Annotated in this window: 23 protein-coding genes; 15 read left to right on the forward strand and 8 right to left on the reverse strand. The window is 66.1% G+C overall.

What is annotated here, in order from left to right; all coding sequences use genetic code 11:
- Window positions 1–30: 30 nt before the first annotated feature.
- Window positions 31–2007 carry an aconitate hydratase gene (locus BLU74_RS15330; RefSeq protein WP_089768917.1) on the reverse strand — a complete coding sequence of 659 codons (1977 nt, stop codon included), beginning with the start codon at window positions 2005–2007 and terminating at the stop codon, window positions 31–33.
- 168 nt (window positions 2008–2175) lie between these two features.
- Between BLU74_RS15330 and BLU74_RS15335 the strand changes: the two genes are divergently transcribed.
- From BLU74_RS15335 to BLU74_RS15350, 4 genes are all read left to right on the forward strand, one after another.
- Window positions 2176–2661 (forward strand): deoxyuridine 5'-triphosphate nucleotidohydrolase, encoded by a 486-nt coding sequence (locus BLU74_RS15335; RefSeq protein WP_089768919.1) that lies wholly within the window; start codon window positions 2176–2178, stop codon window positions 2659–2661.
- A gap of 67 nt (window positions 2662–2728) precedes the next feature.
- Complete coding sequence (gene pan2, locus BLU74_RS15340; RefSeq protein ID WP_089768921.1) at window positions 2729–3958, forward strand: proteasome-activating nucleotidase Pan2; 1230 nt, start codon at window positions 2729–2731, stop codon at window positions 3956–3958.
- A gap of 67 nt (window positions 3959–4025) precedes the next feature.
- Window positions 4026–4496, forward strand: a complete 471-nt coding sequence (locus BLU74_RS15345) for a pyruvoyl-dependent arginine decarboxylase (RefSeq protein WP_089768923.1) — start codon at window positions 4026–4028, stop codon at window positions 4494–4496.
- A gap of 85 nt (window positions 4497–4581) precedes the next feature.
- The gene (locus BLU74_RS15350; protein ID WP_089768925.1) at window positions 4582–4962 is read left to right on the forward strand and encodes a DUF5811 family protein; all 381 of its coding nucleotides are present in this window, start codon (window positions 4582–4584) and stop codon (window positions 4960–4962) included.
- Window positions 4963–4989: 27 nt separating this feature from the next.
- Here the strand turns inward: BLU74_RS15350 and infB are convergent, their stop codons facing one another.
- Window positions 4990–6804: a translation initiation factor IF-2 gene (infB, locus tag BLU74_RS15355; RefSeq protein ID WP_089768927.1), complete on the reverse strand. Its 1815-nt coding sequence runs from the start codon at window positions 6802–6804 to the stop codon at window positions 4990–4992.
- 175 nt (window positions 6805–6979) lie between these two features.
- Between infB and BLU74_RS15360 the strand changes: the two genes are divergently transcribed.
- Window positions 6980–7234 (forward strand): PRC-barrel domain-containing protein, encoded by a 255-nt coding sequence (locus BLU74_RS15360; RefSeq protein WP_089768929.1) that lies wholly within the window; start codon window positions 6980–6982, stop codon window positions 7232–7234.
- 21 nt (window positions 7235–7255) lie between these two features.
- Entirely contained in the window at window positions 7256–7714 is a 459-nt protein-coding gene (locus BLU74_RS15365; RefSeq protein ID WP_089768931.1) for an NOB1 family endonuclease, read from the forward strand.
- Between the two features lie 13 nt (window positions 7715–7727).
- Here BLU74_RS15365 and BLU74_RS15370 read toward each other — a convergent pair whose 3' ends face one another.
- Window positions 7728–8474: a CPBP family intramembrane glutamic endopeptidase gene (locus BLU74_RS15370; protein ID WP_089768933.1), complete on the reverse strand. Its 747-nt coding sequence runs from the start codon at window positions 8472–8474 to the stop codon at window positions 7728–7730.
- 106 nt (window positions 8475–8580) lie between these two features.
- Between BLU74_RS15370 and BLU74_RS15375 the strand changes: the two genes are divergently transcribed.
- Complete coding sequence (locus tag BLU74_RS15375; RefSeq protein ID WP_089768935.1) at window positions 8581–8988, forward strand: DUF6276 family protein; 408 nt, start codon at window positions 8581–8583, stop codon at window positions 8986–8988.
- 136 nt (window positions 8989–9124) lie between these two features.
- Here the strand turns inward: BLU74_RS15375 and BLU74_RS15380 are convergent, their stop codons facing one another.
- Together BLU74_RS15380 and prf1 are read right to left on the reverse strand one after the other, a co-directional pair.
- Complete coding sequence (locus tag BLU74_RS15380) at window positions 9125–9316, reverse strand: hypothetical protein (RefSeq protein ID WP_089768937.1); 192 nt, start codon at window positions 9314–9316, stop codon at window positions 9125–9127.
- Window positions 9317–9480: 164 nt separating this feature from the next.
- Complete coding sequence (prf1, locus tag BLU74_RS15385) at window positions 9481–10731, reverse strand: peptide chain release factor aRF-1 (RefSeq protein WP_089768939.1); 1251 nt, start codon at window positions 10729–10731, stop codon at window positions 9481–9483.
- A gap of 136 nt (window positions 10732–10867) precedes the next feature.
- Between prf1 and BLU74_RS15390 the strand changes: the two genes are divergently transcribed.
- Both BLU74_RS15390 and BLU74_RS19060 read left to right on the forward strand, forming a co-directional pair.
- Complete coding sequence (locus tag BLU74_RS15390) at window positions 10868–12505, forward strand: P-loop NTPase (RefSeq protein WP_175454674.1); 1638 nt, start codon at window positions 10868–10870, stop codon at window positions 12503–12505.
- 68 nt (window positions 12506–12573) lie between these two features.
- Window positions 12574–12717: a hypothetical protein gene (locus BLU74_RS19060; RefSeq protein WP_175454675.1), complete on the forward strand. Its 144-nt coding sequence runs from the start codon at window positions 12574–12576 to the stop codon at window positions 12715–12717.
- 30 nt (window positions 12718–12747) lie between these two features.
- Here the strand turns inward: BLU74_RS19060 and argS are convergent, their stop codons facing one another.
- Window positions 12748–14502: an arginine--tRNA ligase gene (gene argS, locus BLU74_RS15395; protein ID WP_089768942.1), complete on the reverse strand. Its 1755-nt coding sequence runs from the start codon at window positions 14500–14502 to the stop codon at window positions 12748–12750.
- Between the two features lie 233 nt (window positions 14503–14735).
- Here argS and BLU74_RS15400 point away from each other — a divergent pair, with 233 nt between their 5' ends.
- From BLU74_RS15400 to BLU74_RS15410, 3 genes are all read left to right on the forward strand, one after another.
- A complete protein-coding gene (locus BLU74_RS15400) occupies window positions 14736–15446 on the forward strand; it encodes a DUF120 domain-containing protein (protein ID WP_089768944.1) in 711 nt (236 codons plus the stop codon).
- Window positions 15443–16150: a 3,4-dihydroxy-2-butanone-4-phosphate synthase gene (gene ribB / locus BLU74_RS15405; RefSeq protein WP_089768945.1), complete on the forward strand. Its 708-nt coding sequence runs from the start codon at window positions 15443–15445 to the stop codon at window positions 16148–16150. Before BLU74_RS15400 ends, ribB begins: the two co-directional genes overlap by 4 nt.
- Before the next feature lie 125 nt (window positions 16151–16275).
- Entirely contained in the window at window positions 16276–17205 is a 930-nt protein-coding gene (locus BLU74_RS15410; protein ID WP_089768947.1) for a branched-chain amino acid transaminase, read from the forward strand.
- A gap of 69 nt (window positions 17206–17274) precedes the next feature.
- On the opposite strand, the gene BLU74_RS19065 is transcribed toward BLU74_RS15410, so the two are convergent.
- Together BLU74_RS19065 and BLU74_RS15415 are read right to left on the reverse strand one after the other, a co-directional pair.
- On the reverse strand, window positions 17275–17448 hold the full coding sequence (locus BLU74_RS19065) for a hypothetical protein (protein ID WP_175454676.1): 174 nt from the start codon (window positions 17446–17448) through the stop codon (window positions 17275–17277).
- 53 nt (window positions 17449–17501) lie between these two features.
- Entirely contained in the window at window positions 17502–18089 is a 588-nt protein-coding gene (locus BLU74_RS15415) for a DUF502 domain-containing protein (protein WP_089768948.1), read from the reverse strand.
- A gap of 258 nt (window positions 18090–18347) precedes the next feature.
- Between BLU74_RS15415 and BLU74_RS19070 the strand changes: the two genes are divergently transcribed.
- The 3 genes from BLU74_RS19070 to pyrE all read left to right on the forward strand — a co-directional run bounded on the left by BLU74_RS19070 (window position 18348) and on the right by pyrE (window position 19992).
- Window positions 18348–18509, forward strand: a complete 162-nt coding sequence (locus BLU74_RS19070; protein WP_175454677.1) for a hypothetical protein — start codon at window positions 18348–18350, stop codon at window positions 18507–18509.
- Window positions 18510–18620: 111 nt separating this feature from the next.
- Complete coding sequence (locus BLU74_RS15420; protein ID WP_089768950.1) at window positions 18621–19163, forward strand: CDP-2,3-bis-(O-geranylgeranyl)-sn-glycerol synthase; 543 nt, start codon at window positions 18621–18623, stop codon at window positions 19161–19163.
- 301 nt (window positions 19164–19464) lie between these two features.
- The gene (gene pyrE, locus BLU74_RS15425; RefSeq protein ID WP_089768952.1) at window positions 19465–19992 is read left to right on the forward strand and encodes an orotate phosphoribosyltransferase; all 528 of its coding nucleotides are present in this window, start codon (window positions 19465–19467) and stop codon (window positions 19990–19992) included.
- The last annotated feature ends 103 nt before the right edge of the window (window positions 19993–20095 follow it).

Genomic DNA, 20095 nt, shown 5'->3' on the forward strand with positions numbered 1-20095 from the left:
CGAACGGCGAGGGGTCGGAGGCGACCGCGCTCAGTCGTCGGCGGGAGCCGCGCCGCCGCTGTCGCTCCGGTTCTGTTCCTTGGTGAGGCGGAGTTTGCCGCCGGCCTCGAGGATGCGGCGCTCGCGCTCGGAGGCGTCGAGTTCGGCGGTGGCCTCCCAGTCGTCGTTCACGCGGACGGTGAACTCGGTCTCGCCGGAGGCGACAGCCTCGGCGACGTCCGTGACGATCTCGACGTCGTCGCCCTGCTCGATCTGCTCGTAGGTCTCCTCGTCGATCGCGAGCGGGAGGATCCCGAAGTTGAACAGATTCGCCTTGTGGATGCGGGCGAACGACTCCGCGAGGACGGCCTCGATGCCCAGGAACTGCGGACACATCGCGGCGTGCTCACGCGAGGAGCCCTGGCCGTAGTTCTCACCGGCGACGAGGACGCCGCCGTCAGCGTCGAGCGACCGCTGTGCGAACGTGTCGTCGACGCGCGAGAGCGTGAACTCCGAGAGCTTCTCGATGTTCGAGCGGTACTTGAGGATGTCCGACGTCGCGGGGATGATGTGGTCGGTCGTGATGTTGTCCGCCATCTTCAGGAGGACTTCACCCTCGATGTCGGCCTCGAGCGGCTCGCCGATCGGCGCGGAGCCGATGTTCGGCCCCTTGACGAGTTCTTCGTCGACGGCCTCGTCGGGCTCGATGATGTCGGTCTTCGAGCCGTCGTACTGCTCGGGGAGCTCGAAGCCGGGCGCCTCGAGGTCGCCGAGTTCTTCAGCGAGGTCGCGGGGGTCGACCAGTTCGCCCTTGATCGCCGCGGCGGCGGCGACCTCCGGCGAGGCGAGGAAGACGGAGTCGTCCTCGATGCCCGAGCGGCCCTCGAAGTTGCGGTTGAACGTCCGGACGGAAACCGAATCCGAGGAGGGGACGTGACCGATGCCGATACAGGCACCGCAGGTCGCCTCCGAGAAGTTGACGCCGGCCGCCATCATCTCCGCGGTCCAGCCTTCGCGAGCGAGGATCTCCGACGCCTGCTTCGAGCCGGGCGCGACGATCATCTCGGTCTTCATATCGACCTCGCGACCCTCGAGCATCTTCGCGGCCGGAAGGATGTCCTCGTAGCCGCCGTTGGTACAGGACCCGACCATCACCTGCTCGACGGACTCGCCGGCGACCTCGCGGACGGGCACGACGTTGTCCGGCATCGACGGTTTCGCGACGAGCGGCTCGATCTCCGAGAGATCGACGACGATCTCGTCGGCGTACTCGGCGTCCTCGTCGGGTGCGAGCTCGACGTACTCGTCGGCGCGACCCTGCCGATCGAGGTAGTCTTTCGTCTTCTCGTCGGTCGGGAAGATCGAGGACGTCGCACCGAGTTCCGTCCCCATATTGGTGATCGTCGTTCGCTCCGGTACGGAGAGCGTCTCGACGCCGGGGCCGGTGTACTCGAAGACCTTGCCGACGCCGCCCTTCACCGAGAGCCGGCGGAGCATCTCGAGGATGACGTCCTTCGCGCTCGACCACTCCGGCAGTTCGCCTTCCAGTCGCACGTTGACGACTTCGGGCATCTCGACGTAGTACGGCCCGCCGCCCATCGCGACGGAGATGTCGAGGCCACCAGCGCCGATCGCGAGCTGGCCGAGGCCACCCGGCGTCGGGGTGTGCGAGTCAGAGCCCAGCAGCGTCTTGCCGGGGGCGGCGAAGTTCTCCTTGTGGACGTTGTGGCAGATGCCGTTGCCCGGACGGGAGAAGTACGCGCCGTACGTCCCGGCCGCGGATCGCAGGAAGCGGTGGTCGTCGGTGTTCTTGAAGTCGAACTGGTACGTCTGATGATCGCAGTACTGCGCTGCCAGTTCGGTCTGGACTTCGTCCAGTTCGAGCGCCTCGAACTGGAGCCATACCATCGTTCCAGTCGTGTCTTGGGCGAGAACCTGATCGATCTCGATCCCGATCTCCTCTCCGGGTTCGAGATCGCCTTCGACGAGGTGGTCGTCGAGAATTTTTTCCGTGAGCGTCTGTCCCATAACAGCCGAGAATCGACCGTCTACGATTATAAATCCCGCGTGTTTGAGGTCAGAGATATGTCCCTTATACACATAGTTTGACCTAATTCGATACGGACAACCAGTGACGCGGCGACCGCTTAATTCGGAGAGCGACACCCATTTGTCGTCCGCCGCGGGTCCTCCGATATGTTCCGTGCAGGTGCGTTCGTCGCCGAGCAGATCAACCCCGTCGACGACGAGCAAGTGCAACCGAACGGTGTCGACCTCACGCTCGGTGGCGTCCTCAAACAGACCGAACCGGGCGTCGTGGGCGTCGACGGGAAGCGCGTCGGTGCACGCGAACCCGTCGACACCGTCCGGGCCGATGACTCGGACGCCGACGTCTACGCGCTCGATCCCGGTGGGTACATACTGCAGTACGCGGAGACGATCTCGATCCCCGCCGACCACGTCGGGTTCCTCTACCCGCGGTCGACGCTGATGCGCAACTCCTGTATGCTGAACACGGCGGTCTGGGACGCCGGCTACGAAGGGAAGGGCGAGGGACTGCTGCAGGTTCACCATCCGGTTCGGCTCGAAGCGGGCGCCCGCGTGGCACAGCTCGTCCTCGCTGAGGCCGAGCACGACGGCGTCTACGACGGCACGTACCAGCGCGAGCGACTCGAGGAGTAGCCGAAACCGACAGGAACCGGGCGTACCCAAAAGCACATTTACGCCCACCTCTAAGTGCGGTCGACTGATGTCCCGGAGTCCGTCTCTCCCAGACCGGCCGCGTCTGGATCTAGACCCAGAGATGTCCGAGGCCGAGCGCCTGGCGGCCATCCGTCAGCATTACGAACGGCTCGTCTCGGTCAACGACGAGCTCGACCAGCGGCTCTCGGAGGCCACCGACCGCCGGGAGGAACTACGCGAGGAGGTCGAACAGCTGAAGCGCCGTAACGAGACGCTGAAGACCTCGTCACTGTATCTCGCAACGGTCGAAGAACTCACCGACGACGGCGTCGTTATCAAGCAACACGGCAACAACCAGGAGGTGCTCACGGAGGCGTCGCCACACCTCGAAAGCGACCTCGAAGCGGGCGATCGCGTCGCGATCAACGACTCCTTCGCCATCCAGCAACTGCTCGACGACGAGACCGACTCGCGTGCGCAGGCGATGGAGATCGACGCCTCACCCGAGATCGTCTACGACGACATCGGCGGGATCGACGAGCAGGTCCGAGAGGTCCGCGAGGCCGTCGAGGACCCGCTCACAAACCCCGAGATGTTCGAGACAGTCGGCGTCGAACCGCCGTCCGGCGTGCTGCTCTACGGCCCGCCGGGGACCGGGAAGACGATGCTCGCGAAAGCCGTCGCCAACGAGACGGATGCGACCTTCATCAAGATGGCCGGCTCCGAGCTCGTTCGCAAGTTCATCGGCGAGGGCTCCAGGCTGGTCCGGGACCTCTTCGATCTGGCCGCCGAGCGCGAGCCCGCGGTCATCTTCATCGACGAGATCGACGCCGTCGCCTCCAAACGGACGGACTCGAAGACCTCCGGGGACGCCGAAGTCCAGCGGACGATGATGCAACTCCTCTCGGAGATGGACGGCTTCGAGGACCGCGGCGAAGTGCGCATCATCGCCGCGACGAACCGCTTCGATATGCTCGACGAGGCGATCCTCCGTCCCGGTCGCTTCGACCGGCTCATCGAGGTCCCCAAGCCCAACGTCGAGGGTCGCGAGCACATCCTCAAGATCCACACGCGCAATATGAACGTCGACGACGACGTCGACTTCGCGGACATCGCGACGTCGCTCGACGACTACTCCGGAGCCGACATCGCCGCGCTCGCGACCGAGGCGGGGATGTTCGCCATCCGCGACGAGCGCACCGAGATCCGCCGAGCCGACTTCGACGCCGCCTACGCGAAGGTCGAAGACGCCGACGAACAGACGACGATTCCCGGGCCGACGACCTACCAGTACTGAGGCCGTCGGAAGCCGTCTGCCGTCCCCGATCCGTAACCGCTTATTCGCCGCGCCGGTGTGTATTCGTATGAACACGATTCGGGTCGTCCACGGCGTGGGTGAGGCGGCCACGAAGATGGCCTCCTACGACGCCGCGCTCGCGGACGCGAACGTTCACAACTACAACCTCGTGACCGTCTCGTCGGTAATCCCCAGCGACGCGACCGTCGAAGCGGTCGGAACCGCGCCCGATCTGGGGCCGGCGGGCGAGCGTCTCACCGTCGTGGAGGCCCGCGCGACGACCGGTGGCGTCGGGACCGTCTCGGCGGCGCTCGGCTGGACGACCGGACCCGGACCGGGGCTGTTCTATGAGGCCTCGGGCGAGGACCCGACGGCCGTCCGTCGGAGCGTCGCCGTCGGCCTCGAGGCCGGCCGGAGTCTGCGGGACTGGGAGTTCGTCGACGAACAGATCACGGTCACGACTGCCGACGCCGACGGCGACGGCTACGCCACGGCGGTCGTCCTCGCCGTCTACGGCGAGAGTGCGTCGATCTTCTGACGCGGCGCGCGAGGCGGAAGACGAACGTTTTGAGGGTGCCGACGGCTTTATACCGCCTGTGCCCCTATTGAATTCTATTCATCGTATGAACGGTAACAACCCTTACGCGGGCGCTCCAGGTGTCGTGGACGCGGGCCGCCCCGAAGACGTCGAACTCTCGGCGACGGAAGTACGCCAACTTCGGAGTGCGGTCGCCGGCATCGTCTCCCGGACGGAGGCGTACCTTCCCGAAGGCTACGCGGTCGGGTCCGAACTCTCCTACGGCGCGAACGGGCCCCAGGCGACAGTGGCTGTCCGCCCGCCCGCCGGACGCCCGGTGAGCGCCGGCTTCACTCCCGACGAGGAGGACCTCGAATCCGGCCTCACCGACGAGGACCGCGACGAGGTGGCCCGCGGCCTCGCGGCCTCGGCGGCGTTGCAGGTGATGAACACCGTCGGTGACGGACTGACGCCGACGGCGCGCTGAGACCCGCGAACGCGACTCCTGACGGAGCTATTTGCCCCAGAAGGGATCCCGACTCCGGTGTTTGTCGAGGTAGCTGGTCAGCGCCTCCAGTTCGTCGGCCGGAATGTCGTCGGACAGTTCCTGTTCGAGGATCTTCGCGTGCTTCTCCGGCAGTTCGATCCACAACTCGTCGCCCTCCTCGATCTGGCGGCCCACCGTGGGGCCGTCGATAGCGACCGAGACGCGCGACCCCGAACGGGCTTCGGAGACGTCTTCGCCCTGCTCTTGGATCCCCGAGAGCTGTCCGACGCGGGTCGGCTCGTTGCCCTCCCACTTCACGGCGCGCTGATTGTTCTTCAGCGTCCCGGACAGGACTTCGACGCCGACAACCGCCGGATCCGACTGCCGGAAGACGTGGTCTTCGAGGATGCGGAAGCGACACGGTCGGACGATCTTGTCCAGCACTGTCTCCTGCTGTGCGCGTTCGATCTCCTCGACGTACCCCTCGTACTCCTCGACCAACTGGTAGATGACGTCGTCGTCGAACAGTCGGACCTCGCTCTCCTCCAGTTCGGATTCGGCGTTCTGGAGGACGTCGACGTTGAAGCCGAGGATCACCCGGTGCGTCTCTTCGTTCGCGGTGGAGGCGACCGCGACGTCTCGGGGGGCGACGTCGCCGACCTCCGCGCGGAGGATCGGGATCTCCGACTCCCGGAGGGCGTTGGCCATCGCTTCGAGGCTCCCGAGCGTATCGGCCTTGACGACGACGCCCTCCTCTTCGGTCGAGACCTGGATCTCGGCGAGTTCGGCCTCGACTTCGTCGATGACGGCCTCGCGGTTCTGATCTCTCACGACGCGGATCGGCGCGCCCGCCATCGCGTCGTCGAGTTCGGGCGCGGCGACTTTGATGCCCGCCGCGGCGCGGACCTCGTCGACCTTGTCGAAACGCTTCTCGACTCGGATCTCGGCGTTGGGACGGGGCTGCAGCAGGGCGCGGACCTCGGTGATGATCGGGCCATCGAGTCCGCCGACGACGATCTCGTCGTCAGCGCGGATGCTCCCGTCGTAGAGCACGACGTCGACGGTCGCCCCGAAGCCGCGTTCGTCTTTCACTTCGAGCACCGTCCCCGCGCCAGGGCCGGTGACGTCGACAGCCATCTGCTCTTTCATGTACCGCTGTGAGAGGCCCATCAGGACGGCGAGCAGGTCGGGGATGCCCTCGCTCGTGATCGCCGAGAGGGGGACGACGCCCACGTTCTTCGTGAAGTTCTGGACGCGCCAGTACAGATCGGCCGAGAAGCCCTCGTCGGAGAGGTCGCCGATGATCTCATAGAGGTTCTCGTCCAGGCGGCTCGTCGCGCTGTCGGACTGCTTCTCGTAGGTCGTCTGGATCGGCAGTCCGTCGTTGGGGTTCCACCCGGGCGTCGTGTCGATCTTGTTGGCGGCGACGACGAACGGGGTGCCGGTGCGCTGGAGGATCTCGAGCGCCTCGATCGTCTGCGGCTGAAATCCGTCGTTGACGTCGACGACGACGACCGCGATGTCCGCGAGGGCCCCTCCGCGGGAGCGCAGCGTCGTGAACGAGTGGTGTCCGGGCGTGTCGATGAACAGCAGCCCCGGGAGGTCGAAGTCAGTCGGGTCGACGAGGTCGCCCGCCATCTCCGAGACGGTGTCTAAGGGCACGGCCGTCGCGCCGATGTGCTGCGTGATGGCGCCGGCCTCACCCTCGCTCACCGCCGAGCCGCGAATCGTGTCCAGTAGCGTCGTCTTGCCGTGATCGACGTGGCCGAGGACGGCGACGATCGGCGTCCGCAGTCCGCCCGGTTCGGCCCCGTCGACGGCGTCGGAGTCGGTGTCAGACATAGAGAATCACCCCGGAGAAGTTCCTTACCTATAGGTGACTGCTGGACTGTAGTTAAGTCCATCGTCATCCGGGGACAGAAGCAGGCGCGTCGGCGGTCGCGGGCCTGAGAACCGTGCCAACCGTCGCGTCAGACGGCCCGTGGCGTTTATGTAGACGTGCGCAGTAGCGTGGGGTATGCCGAACGAACTCGCGGAGAACCTCTCCGGGAAGGAAGTGATGACGTCGAACGGGACGTACATCGGCGAGCTGCACAACATCCAGATGGACGTCAAGACGGGCACGATCGGCGACCTCTACGTCTCGCCGTTCGAGAACGTCCGACCGGAACAGCATCGGTTCGAGACGACGACCGACGAGGGCCAACAGAAGTTCGCGATCCCGGTCTCTCGCGTGAAGAGCGTCGATGACTGCGTCGTGGTCCAACAGTAATTTCCGCGAACGGAGATTCAGATGCAGGTTCTCGATTCTTCCGCGTTCATCCACGAGTACCACACCACTGACGAGATTGCGTCCATCCCGATGGTTCGCGAGGAACTGGAGGGAGAGGCGTCGTACCGCTACGACGCCGACGAAGGGTCCGGAATGCACGTGCACATTCCGGCCGCCGGGACCGTCGAGAAGATCCAGCGGGCGGCCAGAGAGACCGGCGACGCCGATGAGCTCTCTGAGACCGACGTTCGACTCCTCGCGGCGGCTTTCGAACTCGACGCCACGCTCGTCACCGACGACTACGCGATGCAGAACGTCGCGGATCACGTCGACGTCGCCGTGAAGATCATCGCTCGCGAGGGCATCTCAGAGACCCGCGAGTGGACCTTCCAATGTCAGGGTTGCGGTCGAGAGTTCGAGGAGAACCGCGATCGCTGCCCGGTCTGCGGCACGGAACTGGCGCGGAAGAACCCGGCCTGACGCCCGACGACCGTCAGAAGCCGCTGACGAGCCCCGTCGAGGTCGCGTAGACGGCCACGAACTGGACCGTGTTGAACAGTCCGTGGACGATCGCGGGGACCACCAGGTTCCGACTCTTCTCGTAGATGACGCCCAAGACGCCTCCGAGCACCAGCACCGTGGCGAGCGTCGCGAGCAGCCCCTGCCCGCTGTAGGAGGTCACGTGGACCGCCGCGAACACCGCGCTCGCGCCCGCGACGGCGACCACCGAGCCGTAAGCCCGGCGGAACAGCCCCTGGACGACGCCGCGGAAGATCAGTTCCTCGGTCGGGCCGACGAGGAAGATCGTCACGGGGACCAGATACAGGAAGTAGATCGGCTGGTCGCTGCCCTGCTGGACGATGGCGCTTTCGGCTCCCTCGATTCCGAACACGGAGAGCAGCGACGTCACGCCCAGATACAGCGCGAGGAGGGCCACGAACCCACCGGCGAGCCACTTCGCGTCCTCCCGGGTCGGCGTCCGGACGGTCACGAGTTCGGTCTGGTCGGTGGCGACGAGGTAGCCGACGCCTGCGACGCCGAACCCGACGAACTGGAAGGCGCTCCGCAGCGCCAGGCCGAGTGCACTCTCGCGGGCGATGCCCGCAGCGTCGAGAAGCGGATAGCCGAGCGAAACGAAGACCGCCGCGAGCAACACCACGAGCACGACGACGAGGAGCGTGCCGCCGAGCGCCCGGAGGTGCGTGCGCGGGTCGTCTAGCGAGCGGGCCGGTGATGCCATTCTCGCCGCACGCTACGGTGTCGGCGTGAATATGGGTACCGATCCAGTGCGTGCAGATTGCCGGGGGACCGACAGCATCTTTCCGATCCGCGGTCGTAGCCCCGGTATGGCCCCGTACTGTCAGCACTGTGATCGCCCGCTCGTCCCCCTGGACGTGCCGCCGCCACTCAGGGAGTTTGCGCCCGGAGCGTCCGCGGTCGTCGGGAGTTGCCCGCGCTGTCTGCGGACGAGCGCAGTCGCGGCGGAGACAGCCGACGCGGTCGAGAGCGACGACGCCACCCTCCCCGAGGCGGTTCCCGACGGCGACGGACGGGTCGCCGTCGCGCTCGTGCTCGGACACCTCGACTCGCTAGCGACGAACCGCGCGGCGATCGAAGCGTTCGTCGAACACGCCGAGCGTGGCGGCGCGGACGTCTTCCTGACGCTCGATCGGCTCGCGGCCGACGACGCCGTCGACCCGCACGCTGAGTTGGCGCGTCGACGTCGACAACTCGAATCGCTGCTCGATTACTGAGCGGATAGACGGATGGGAACTGAAACAGGTCTCGGCGGTACGTGACTCGAACCGGTCAGGATGGGTTGAGTCCCGAGCAGTGTGAGAGAGCCGATCGATCCCACCGAACGACCGGAGACGGACACGTCCCGCAGAGCTACTCTTCAGAGGTGGTGTCGTTGACGAACAGCACTACCTGCTCTCCGGGCGTCAGATCATCGATGAGAAGCCCGAACTCGTCGCGTTCCGCGAACGACCGAATACTCGGTGCGGGGGCCTCTTTGTCGGCCCGCTCACAGACGAGTTCGAGGGTGCCCGTATCGTCAGCTCGGAGGGTGAACTCTCGCATAGGGGACACGACGACGGTCCCACGTATAGAAGTACGCACGAACGCGTACGAACGGACCCGAGCCGGGGGCAAGCAGTCTGCACGCACGTGTCTCGGGCCATTCTGTCGAGGCGCGAACTGCGTGTGAAAGGACGCAACGTGGCGAAGACAGCAAGAGGTGCGCCTTAGACGCCGGTCGAGTACCGCAGGATGCCCGCGACGCCGCCGAAGGCGTCGTAGAGCTGTTCGCCCTTCTCGAAGTCCGTAGAGATGAATTTCGTCTCGGTCCCGCGCTGTTCGGCGATGTCCATCAGGTGCTCGATCACGTCCTCGCGATCGGTCTTCTCGGCCTCCTCGCCGCACTCGCTACAGACGTGTCCGGGATCGTCGTGTCGGCTGTCGATGACTTCGTACTCCTCGTGATCGTTCGGACACTCGTAGACCACGACGTCCGAACGGAGATCCTCCGAGAGGAGGAGGCGATCCACCGCGCCCATCATCAGGTTCTGACGCGTCGGACCGAATCCGTAGGTGGCTTTCTCGCCGGTGTGAAGCTGCTCGAAGAACTCCTCCATCTGGGATTTATCCTTCATCACCTCCTGGTCGGCGAGGACGTCCTGGGCCGCGTCGACGAGGTCGTAGAGGCCGGACTCGTCGGTGTAAGAGACGTCGAACTTCCCGACGACGTGGTCCTGCAGTTCGTGGTGGAGATAGTCGCCGTCGAGGAACTCGTCTTTCGTCGGCGAGGGGCCGCCCACGAGGATGCCGTCGAGTTCGTGGCGCTTCGGGACCATCAGGTCGTCGGCCATCCCCGCGACCTCCTGATAGAAGTTGTCGATGGCTTCGAGTCGGAGGCGGGCGAACCGCTGGGCTGACTGACCACCCTTCCGCTGCTTCCCGGGGACGAGCGACGAGGCGGACTTGACAGGCTCGACGCGCTTGCCCTTCAGCCACCCGACGTTCGCCTCACGGCGATCGAGGACGATCAGGCCGAAGAGGCCCTTGTCGGTCAGCATCTCCTCTAGGGGCTCGGTGAGGAAGTTCGAGTCGCAGTGATAGCGGAACGACTGGATGGGTTCGGGCGGACTGTCGAGCACGCGCGTCACCATATCCGTCTGGCCCCCGCCGGCGTCGACCGCGCCGGAGAACAGAACGGTGCCGTTCTTGGGCGGGTACGTGTCGTAGTAGCGGAGTCGGTCCTTGATCGACGTGAGTGCATCCTGGACGTTCGTCCGAGTCTGCTTGGACTTGATGTTGGACGCCTCCGAGTGCTCCTGGGTGACGTGGGCGACGACGTCGGAGACCTGCCTGTCCTCGGGGATGTAAATGGTGACGAGTTGGGTCCCGGAACCCTCGTACTCTTTGAGTTCCTCGATGACCTTCCGGAACTCGTACTTCCGACGGTCCTCGTTTACTTCTTCGGCGTCGGTACTCATTACTATTAATAGACCTTCCAGCGGGTAAGTAACCTGCGACTACGGGATGTACTCCGGTTCGCACCGGATCTGTCCGCCAGACGGCCACATCCCCGGACAGATTTATAACCCCGACGCGGGAGTCTCAGATAAGACAATGGGCCGTGTGTACGCAGTCGTCAGTGCGAAAGGGGGTGTCGGTAAGACGACGACGGCGGCAAATCTCGCGGCGACGCTCGCCGCCGCGGGATCGAGCGTCGCCGTCGTGGACGGTGATCTGGGGATGGCGAACCTCACGGCGACGCTCGGCGTCTCCGTCGGCGAGGTGACGCTCCACGACGTCCTCGCCGGCGACGCACAGAGCGCCTCGGACGACGCGGGGGACTCCGACGGAGCCGAGATCGAGGAGGCGATCCGGGAGGGGCCCCACGGGCTGGCGGTCGTCCCCGGATCGCCCGACCTCGACGCGTTCTCACGTGCCGATCCCGAGGGACTGGAGGCGGTGCTGGATACGCTCGCCGACCAGTACAAGTACGTCGTCCTCGACACCGGCGCGGGGTTGAGCAACGACACCGTCCTTCCGCTGACCTACGTCGACGAGGTGCTGCTCGTCTCGACGCCGAACCGGGACGCGCTCGGCGACACGGACAAGACTCGCCAGGTCGCCGAGCAACTCGACGTGGACATCGCAGGTGCCGTCCTCACGCGGGCCAGTCTGGGCGACGCGGACGCGGTGGCCGTGGCCGACCGCCTCGACGCGACGGTGCTGGGCACGATCCCCGACGCCGCCGCGATCCGGGAGGCCTCCGACGCCGGCGAGGCGGTCACGACGTTCGCGCCCGGGAGCGAGGCGGCCGCGGCGTTCCGCTCGCTCGCGACGGCGCTGACCGGCGAAACGATCGACGACGGCGCCACGGCACCCGGTTCGGTGTCGGCCGACGCGACCGACGACCCCGCCGAGACCGACGCCGAAGCGGGGGAAGCCACGGGAGAGGGCCCCGACAGCGTAGCCACGGAGTCCGAGACGCCCGAGTCGGATGCGATCGACTCGGATGCGGCGGGATCAAATGGGGCCGAGTCTGATACGACTGAGCCGGATGCGGCCGAATCGGATACGGCCGGATCTGATACGACTGAGCCGGATGCGGCCGAATCGGATACGGCCGGGTCTGATACGACTGAGCCAGATGCGGCCGAGACAGGCGCCACCGAATCGGACGGAGTGGAGCCGGACGAGGTGGAGTCGGGCGCGGCGTCGGCCGGCGCTCAGGAGGCCCCCACCGACGGCGACGACACACAGACCGCAGGCACCGATGCGCCCGCGGTCGACACCGGAGAGGAAGACATCGTCGTCGCCGGCTCCCACGAGTCCGATCTCGATCCGGAAACGGTCGAAGCGATGGAGGAGGCGGGTGCTGCGGACAGTCCCGACGAAGCGGAGCCGTCCAACGGCGACGATGTGGCGCGCGCTGTGTCCGAGCCCCTCGTCGAACCCGCCGAACCCGAGGAGATCGAGTCGGGCAGCGAGGCCGCTGCGGCTGACAGTCCCGACAGCGGCGTCTACACGACCTCGCTGGCCGACGAGGACGGTTCCGAGGAGGCGAGTGCCGACGCGAGCGACGAGGCGGTCGAGGGCACGGCCGCGCCGGACGCGACCAGTGACGCGGCGTCCGACGCAGTCGACGCGGACGAGCAACAGGGCCCTGAGGGCGACACCTCCCCGTCTGTGGATGACAACGACGAGGAGTCAGACGACGAGGGTGCGAGCGGCCTGTTCAGCCGGTTCTTCGGATGAAGTGTCGTTCGTCGACGCCGCGCGGCGAAGCGGGACCTTCTTTTATGCGGGTGCGGTGAGTCGTCGGTATGGCAGAGAAAAATTCGGGTGTTCCCTTCTGGTGGGTCGTCGTATTCCTACTGTTGGCGTTGGGTGCGGGGGCCGCGACGGTGTTCGCCGTCGGCGGCTCGCTGCTTCCGGCCACGGTCGGCCCGGTCGCACCGCTCCTGTAGTCGCATCGAGCGGCCCCGGACGGGCCCGTGCTACATCGACTCCGGGGCCTCGATTCCGAGGACGTCGAGCGCGTTGGCCACCGTGTGGCGGGCGGCCTCGACCAGGCCGAGTCGGGCAGCCGCGACCGCGTCGTCCTCGGCGTTGAGCACCGAACACTCGCGGTAGAAGGTGTTGAACGTCTCTGCGAACTCCCGGGCGAACGTCGCGACGACGTGCGGTTCCAGGTCGGCTGCGGCGCGCTCGATCACGACCGGGAACCGCGCCACGTCTTCGAGGAGCGCCAGTTCGGCATCGCTGTCGAGGACCGAGACGTCGGCCGAGGGCTCGATGCCCGCGTCAGCGGCTTCGCCCTCGATACCGCAACAGCGCGCGTGGACGTACTGGACGTACGGGGCCGACTGGGCCTCGAAGTCGAGCGCGCGCTCCCACTCGAAGGTGATCCCCTTGGTGGGCTGTTTCGAGACGATGTCGTAGCGGACTGCCCCGAGCCCGACCTGTCGAGCGATCCGATCGATGTCTGCTTCGTCGAGTTCGTCGTTCCTGATCCGCGAGTCGAGACGGTCTTCGACTTCCTCGCGAGCGCGCTGCACCGACTCGTCGAGGAGGTCGTCGAGATCCACGCCGGTCCCCTCGCGGGTCGACATTCCGCCTTCGGGGAGGTTCACCCACGAGTAGAACGTCTGTCGCAACTGGTCGGTGTCGTTGCCGAGGATCTCCAGTGCGGCTTCGAGTTGTTCGGCCTGGAGTTTGTGGTCCTCGCCGAGCACGGTGACCGCTTCGTCGAAGTGTTCGAACTTCCACTCGTGGTGTGCGAGGTCGCGGGTCGTATAGAGCGTGGTGTCGTCCGAGCGGAGGAAGACGAGGTTCTTCTCGAGATCGAACGCGGAGAGATCCAGTTGCCAGGCGTCCTCCTCGTAGACGGCGTGGTCGGACTCCTTCAGGCGCGCGACGATCTCGTCGGCGTCGCCGTTTCGGATGAACGTGGTCTCTTTGACGAACTCGTCGAACGTCGCGGGCAGGCGTTCGAGCGACGTCCGCATCCCGCCGAGCACCTGATCGACGACGGTCGCGACCCGCTCGTAGGTGTCTTCGTCGCCCGCCTCGAGTCCCTGCATAATCTCGGCGATCTCCGCCTCGGCGGCCGCGACGTCCGCCTCGTCGGCAGACTCGAGGAAGGCGTTGCCCTCGCGGTAGTACCGGACGAGGTCGTAGTCGGCCCGGTCACGCTCCGGTTCGGGGAGTTCCGACTCGTCGAACGTCTCGTAGGCCCACGTGAACACCGCGATTTGTCGGCCAGCGTCGTTGACGTAGTAGTGCGTCTCCACGTCGTTGCCCGCGTACTCGAGCAGCCGGGCGACAGCGTCGCCGAAGATCGGATTGCGCGCACGTCCGACGTGGACCGGGCCGGTCGGGTTCGCACTGGTGTGTTCGACGACCACGGACTTCCCCGTCGCGGGGAGTTCGCCGTACGCCTCGTCTCGTCCGGCGGTCAGCGTATCCGCGTAGTACGCCTCCGAGACGTAGAAGTTCACGTACGGGCCCTGCGTGTCGACGTGGGCGACGTACTCGTAGTCGTCGGCATCGATCTCAGCGGCGACGTCTTCGGCGACCGACGGCGGGGGCGCACCCACCTCGCTGGCGAGGCGGAACGCGACGCTCGAGGCCAGCGTCGCCGGCATCTCCGCCGGCGGTTCCTCGACGCCGAGGTCGTCGGTCGGGAGGTCGAGCGCAGTCAGCGCCGACTCGACCGCGGCCGCGACCTCGGAGCGGAAGGCTCTGAACATACCCGCCGTTGTCGAACGGCGACTAAAGGCCTTTCCGAACGCTTCGCGGAGGGCGACGGCCGCGAGCCTCACCGGCTTCCGCGGAGACCGCTGCACCGACGCTTTTACCACCGGCCTGGTGCAAGCCTGAACTAAGTCTCGAATCCGGGATTCACTGATGCCGCTCGTGTAACGATTCTGTTACGCTTCTCAAAGCCGTTATTCTTAACAGGGGCCACTCCCAAGTACCGATAATGTCAGAATCGGCAGTCTCCACCGTCGGCCACGACGAGTTGGCGGCGCTGAAATTCGTCGCGCTCGAAGGCGGTCGGTCGGAGCCGGTCAAGATCTCCTGTTCCAGCCTCGCGTCGCGGCTCGACGCGTCGAGTCAGACCGCTTCGCGACGGCTTCAGCGCCTCGAAGAAGCCGGACACGTCGAACGCGACGTCGTCGCCGACGGGCAGTGGGTATCGCTCACGGAATCGGGCGAAGCCGCCCTGCACCGCGAATATTCTCACTACCGGCGAATCTTCGAGGGGACGGACCCCTCGACGGTCGAACTCGAGGGGACGGTCACGAGCGGGATGGGCGAGGGGCGACACTACATTTCGCTGCCGGGCTATATGGAGCAGTTCACAGAGCGCCTCGGCTACGAGCCCTTCCCCGGCACGCTCAACGTCGATCTCACGGAGGACAGCATCCGATCGCGCTCGGCGATGGCGTCGCTGTCGGGGGTTCCGATCGACGGCTGGGAGGACGAGGAACGGACGTTTGGCCCCGCGACCTGTTACGCCGCGACCGTCGCTGCCGAGGACGGAACCGCCGAGCCGACCCACATCATCGTCCCCGAGCGCACGCATCACGACGAGACCCAACTGGAGATCATCGCTCCGGTCCGACTCCGCGACGATCTGGACCTCGCGGACGGCGACACGGTGACGGTCGACGTGGAGGCGGTCGAATGACGCGGACGACGACCGACGTCACGAGCGACGCCGAGGGCGACGGCGCGAGCGCTGTCGATCGGGCCATCGACGCGTTCCGTCGCGGCGAACCGGTGCTCGTCCACGACGCTGCCGATCGCGAAGGCGAGACCGACATCATCTATCCGGGCGGCGCGGTCGACGCCGAGGCTATCGTCCACCTCCGGGCCGACGCGGGCGGACTGATCTGTGCGGCCGTCTCTCACGACGTCGCGGAGACGATCGAACTTCCGTTCCTGGAGGACGAACTCGATCACCCGGCGGCCGCGGATCACGAACTCGGCTACGACGATCGCTCGTCGTTCTCGCTGCCGGTGAACCACCGGGAGACCTTCACCGGCATCACTGACGACGACCGTGCGCTCACGATCCGTCGGCTCGCGGGGGTCGCAAAGCAGGCGAGTACCGGCAACTACGACGCCGAGGACTTCGCGGCCGACTTCCGGACGCCCGGCCACGTGCACGTGCTCCGAGGCGCGCCCGACCTGTTGTCGGACCGCCGCGGGCACACCGAACTGGGCCTCGCGCTCGCGGACGCCGCGGGGCTCCCTCCCGCGGTCGTCGTCTGTGAGATGCTGGACGAGGAGTCCGGCGGTGCGCGGACGCCGGCCGCCGCGCGCGAGTACGCGCGTCGTAACGATTTCGTCTACGTCGAGGGCGCGGCACTGATCGAGCGGTTGGAGTAACTGAGGACGGTGCGCCCGTGACCCGGGCGTGACCGAACACCGCGGTGCCGCACCCGTACCGACGCTGAACCCCCAGCGCCTCGTTCGCTTACTGTTATATACCCCAGGGTGCAATTCGGGAGTATATGGGATTCGACGAGATGGACGTCGATACGATCTGGCAGGACGGTTCGTTCGTCGACTGGGACGACGCGACGGTTCACGTTCTCACGCACGGTCTCCACTACGGGAGCGGCGTCTTCGAGGGCGTCCGCTGCTACGACACCGAGAACGGTCCAGCGCTCTTCCGCTGGGAGGAGCACCTCGATCGCTTCTTCGAGTCGACGAAGCCGTACGATATGGAGTTACCGTACTCCCGTGAGGAACTCACCCAGGCGACACTCGAACTCGTCCGTCGCGAGGAACTGGAGTCGTGTTACATTCGCCCGGTGGCCTTCTACGGGTACGGATCGCTCGGCGTCAGCCCGAAGGACAACCCCGTGAACGTCGCGATCGCGGCGTGGCCGTGGGGTACGTACCTGGGTGAAGCCGCGCTCGAAGAGGGCGTCGAAGTGATGATCTCCTCGTGGCGCAAGCACGCCTCCAGTCAGATCCCCACGAACGCGAAGACGACCGGTCTCTACGTCAACTCGATGCTCGCCGGCGAGGAGGCCCGCCGAAACGGCTACACCGAGGCGATCGTCCTCAACAAGGAGGGCAACGTCGCCGAGGGCCCCGGCGAGAACATCTTCCTCGTCCGCGACGGGGAAATCTACACCCCTGGCCTCGCCCAGAGCATCCTCGACGGCATCACCCGGAACACCGTGATCGAACTGGCTCGCGAGCGGGGCTACACGGTCCACGACCAGGCGACGATCTCCCGCGGCGAACTCAACACGGCGGACGAACTGTTCTTCTCGGGCACCGCGGCGGAGGTGACGCCGATCCGCAAGGTCGACAACGTCGAGATCGGCAACGGATCGCGCGGCCCCGTTACCGAGGAACTCCAGCAGGCGTTCTTCGATCTGGTCGAGCGGCGGAATGACGACCACGACGAGTGGTTCACCTACGTCTGAGTCGGACTCCCGACGCTAGCGCGATCGGCGTCCAGCACAACGGGCCGACGGCGACCGCTGTGTGGTGTGCTACGCCGCCTGTTTCAGAATCTGGGGAGTGACCACGAGTTCGAGGGCCGCAATCCCGAGCGCGACCCAGCGTATCGTGCCGTCGAGAAACGCAAACGCGACAACCGCGACCGCAGCGGCACTCATCAGACTCATTCCGTAGCGAACCACCGGACTGTCGAGCGGGGAGGGCATACAGGTGTCTCTTTGAGCCGAATCAAATAATTGTAGCTTTTCGTCGCGGACGGCTAGTCCTCAGAGCGGGTGTCGATATCGATCGGTGGGGTGCGCTCTTCTTCGCCGAAACCGGCAGACAGCACTCGGGTGAGGGCCTCCTCGACGCGTTCGTCGGTCTCGGTGATGTCCGCGGGATCGACTTCCATCACGAATCCAGTCGTGATGTTCGGCGCGGTCGGCATAAACAGCACCACGCGCCCGTCGTCGGTGGTCTTGCCCGTCTTGAACGCCGTCATTCGCATCCCGTCCCAGGGTTCGACTTTCACCGGCTTCTGGAGGTCTTCGGTACCGGAGACGGCCGTTTCGACGGCCAGTTTCGACGCGTTGTACAGCACGCGAATGAGCGGAACCCGGTTCATCGCCGCGTCGAGATACGACTCGAACAACCGTCCCACGGTGGTCCGCATCAGGTAGCCGACGGAGAACACGAGCATCACGAACACCGTGACGGCGACGACGAACCCGATCGGACCCGGGAGCTGTTGAATGACGGGGAGGTCGACGATCCGCGAGTAGAAGTAATTCAGGACGAACAGGATGACGAGTACCGGTGCCAGGACGATCAGCCCGCTTGCGAAATCACGCCTCCACGAAGACATCTGTCGACTGTAACTGCCCCCGCGGGGGTAAAGAGGCTGCCGCCCTGCGGAGGCCAGACCGTGTCTCGTCGAACAGGCCACGGCCGATGGCGGTGCCCGACACGTGCCGGACGACCTCGTTCGCGACCGACGAGATCGTCTGTTTCCCACGCTTGCGACGTCGTGATCGGCTCCCCGTCATATCGCGGCGCTCGTCGAGTAATCGCAGAGCCGTGGCGCGGCCTGAACACTTTTGCGTGACCACGTCCAACGACGGCTATGCCCGTGATGTCGACCGACGACTTTTCCATCCACACCGACGGGTGCGAACGCTACGGCGATGGGATGCCGATCTCTGACCTCCCCGACGAGGTCGATTCCCTGGAAGATCTCGACTGTCAATGCTGGGACGGATTCGACTCGCTCGAGGAGGCGACCTGACGCGACCGGTCGAGCGGAAGCACCCCGATTCCGTCGACGGTCGACACGGGATCGGCGGACGCGACGCGCGAACCGTGGACACTTTTGTGGTCGCCCGCTGGACGCGGTACTATGCTGCTCGAGCTGGTGGCCGTCGCGTTCTGGGCGATGTTGCCCGCGTACGTTCCCAACAACGTCGCCGTCCTCGCCGGCGGGGGCACGCCGATCGACAGCGGTCGGACGATGGGCGGTCGCCGCCTCCTGGGCGATGGAAAGACCTGGCGCGGGACGGCGGTCGGCACCCTCGCCGGCTTCGTCCTCGCACAGGCTCTCACCGCCCTCGCGCCGGTCGTCCTCCGAACGACGGGAGTCGCCGTCCCGACGTTTCCGGTCACGGCGGCGTTCGGCCTCGCGTTCGGCGCGATGCTCGGCGACATCACGGCCTCGTTCCTCAAGCGCCGGACCGGCCGCGAACGCGGGGCGTCGTTCCCGGTCGTCGATCAACTCGATTTCGTCGCCGGCGCGCTCGGCTGCGCCGCACTCTTGGATTTCGCGTGGTTCAGTACGACGTTCTCCCTCCCCGTGCTCGGCGTCGTCGTCGTCCTCACACCGGTGTTGCACGTCGCCACCAACGTCGTCGCGTACGTGCTCGGGCTGAAAGACGAGCCCTACTAACCCACCTTTTTCTCGGGGGTCCTCGGCCGCGCGAAGCGCGGCCTCGAACCCCCGACAAAAACCTGGAGGGAAAAAGGCCGCTCGGCTCGCTCTGCGTGCCTCGCGGTCTGCCACCTAGCGACTCCGCTTCCGCTACCGCCACCGCTCCGCTTCCGCACTCCGGCCGCACCGCGATAGTGTGGCCTTCTGTGGGGACTGCCTGTGACGCCGCTGTTCGTTTCTGTGTGGCTCGACGGCTGGCTGGGTCCGCCGCTGACCCGAACCGTCCCGTTTAAACGCCTCCCACGCGCTCTTGTGGCTAATGACGAACGACGAACTCATCGCCGCGCTCCGCGACGCGGACGCTGTCAAGTTCGGAGAGTTCGAACTCTCGCACGGCGGCACCTCGGAGTACTACGTCGACAAGTACCTCTTCGAGACCGACCCGCACTGCCTCGACCTCATCGCCGAGGCGTTCGCGGCGGAGCTCACCGAGGAGAAGCTCGCCGGCGTCGCCCTCGGTGCCGTCCCGCTCGTCGCCGTCACGAGCGTCGAGACGGGGAAGCCCTACGTCATCGCGCGGAAGCAAGCCAAAGAGTACGGCACCGGCAACCGTATCGAAGGCCGACTCGCCGACGGCGAGGAGGTCGTCGTCCTCGAAGACATCGCCACGACCGGCAAGAGCGCGCTCGATGCGGTCGAAGCGCTGCGCGAGGCGGGCGCAGTCGTGGATCGCGTCTGCGTCGTCGTCGACCGACAGGAGGGCGCAGCGGAGCGACTCGCCGAGGCCGACGTGGCACTCGACGCGCTCGTCACGGCCGAGGATCTGCTGGCCGACGAGTCGAACTGAGTAGTCGAGGCCCCAGCCGCGCGGTGTCTGACCACGTTCGTGGTTATTTCGCGGGCGTTCCGTATCGACGTATTCATACTTGCGTACCTTCGCACATCGTGAT

The organism is Halobellus clavatus (genome assembly GCF_900107195.1).
GTDB classification, from domain to species: domain Archaea; phylum Halobacteriota; class Halobacteria; order Halobacteriales; family Haloferacaceae; genus Haloquadratum; species Haloquadratum clavatum.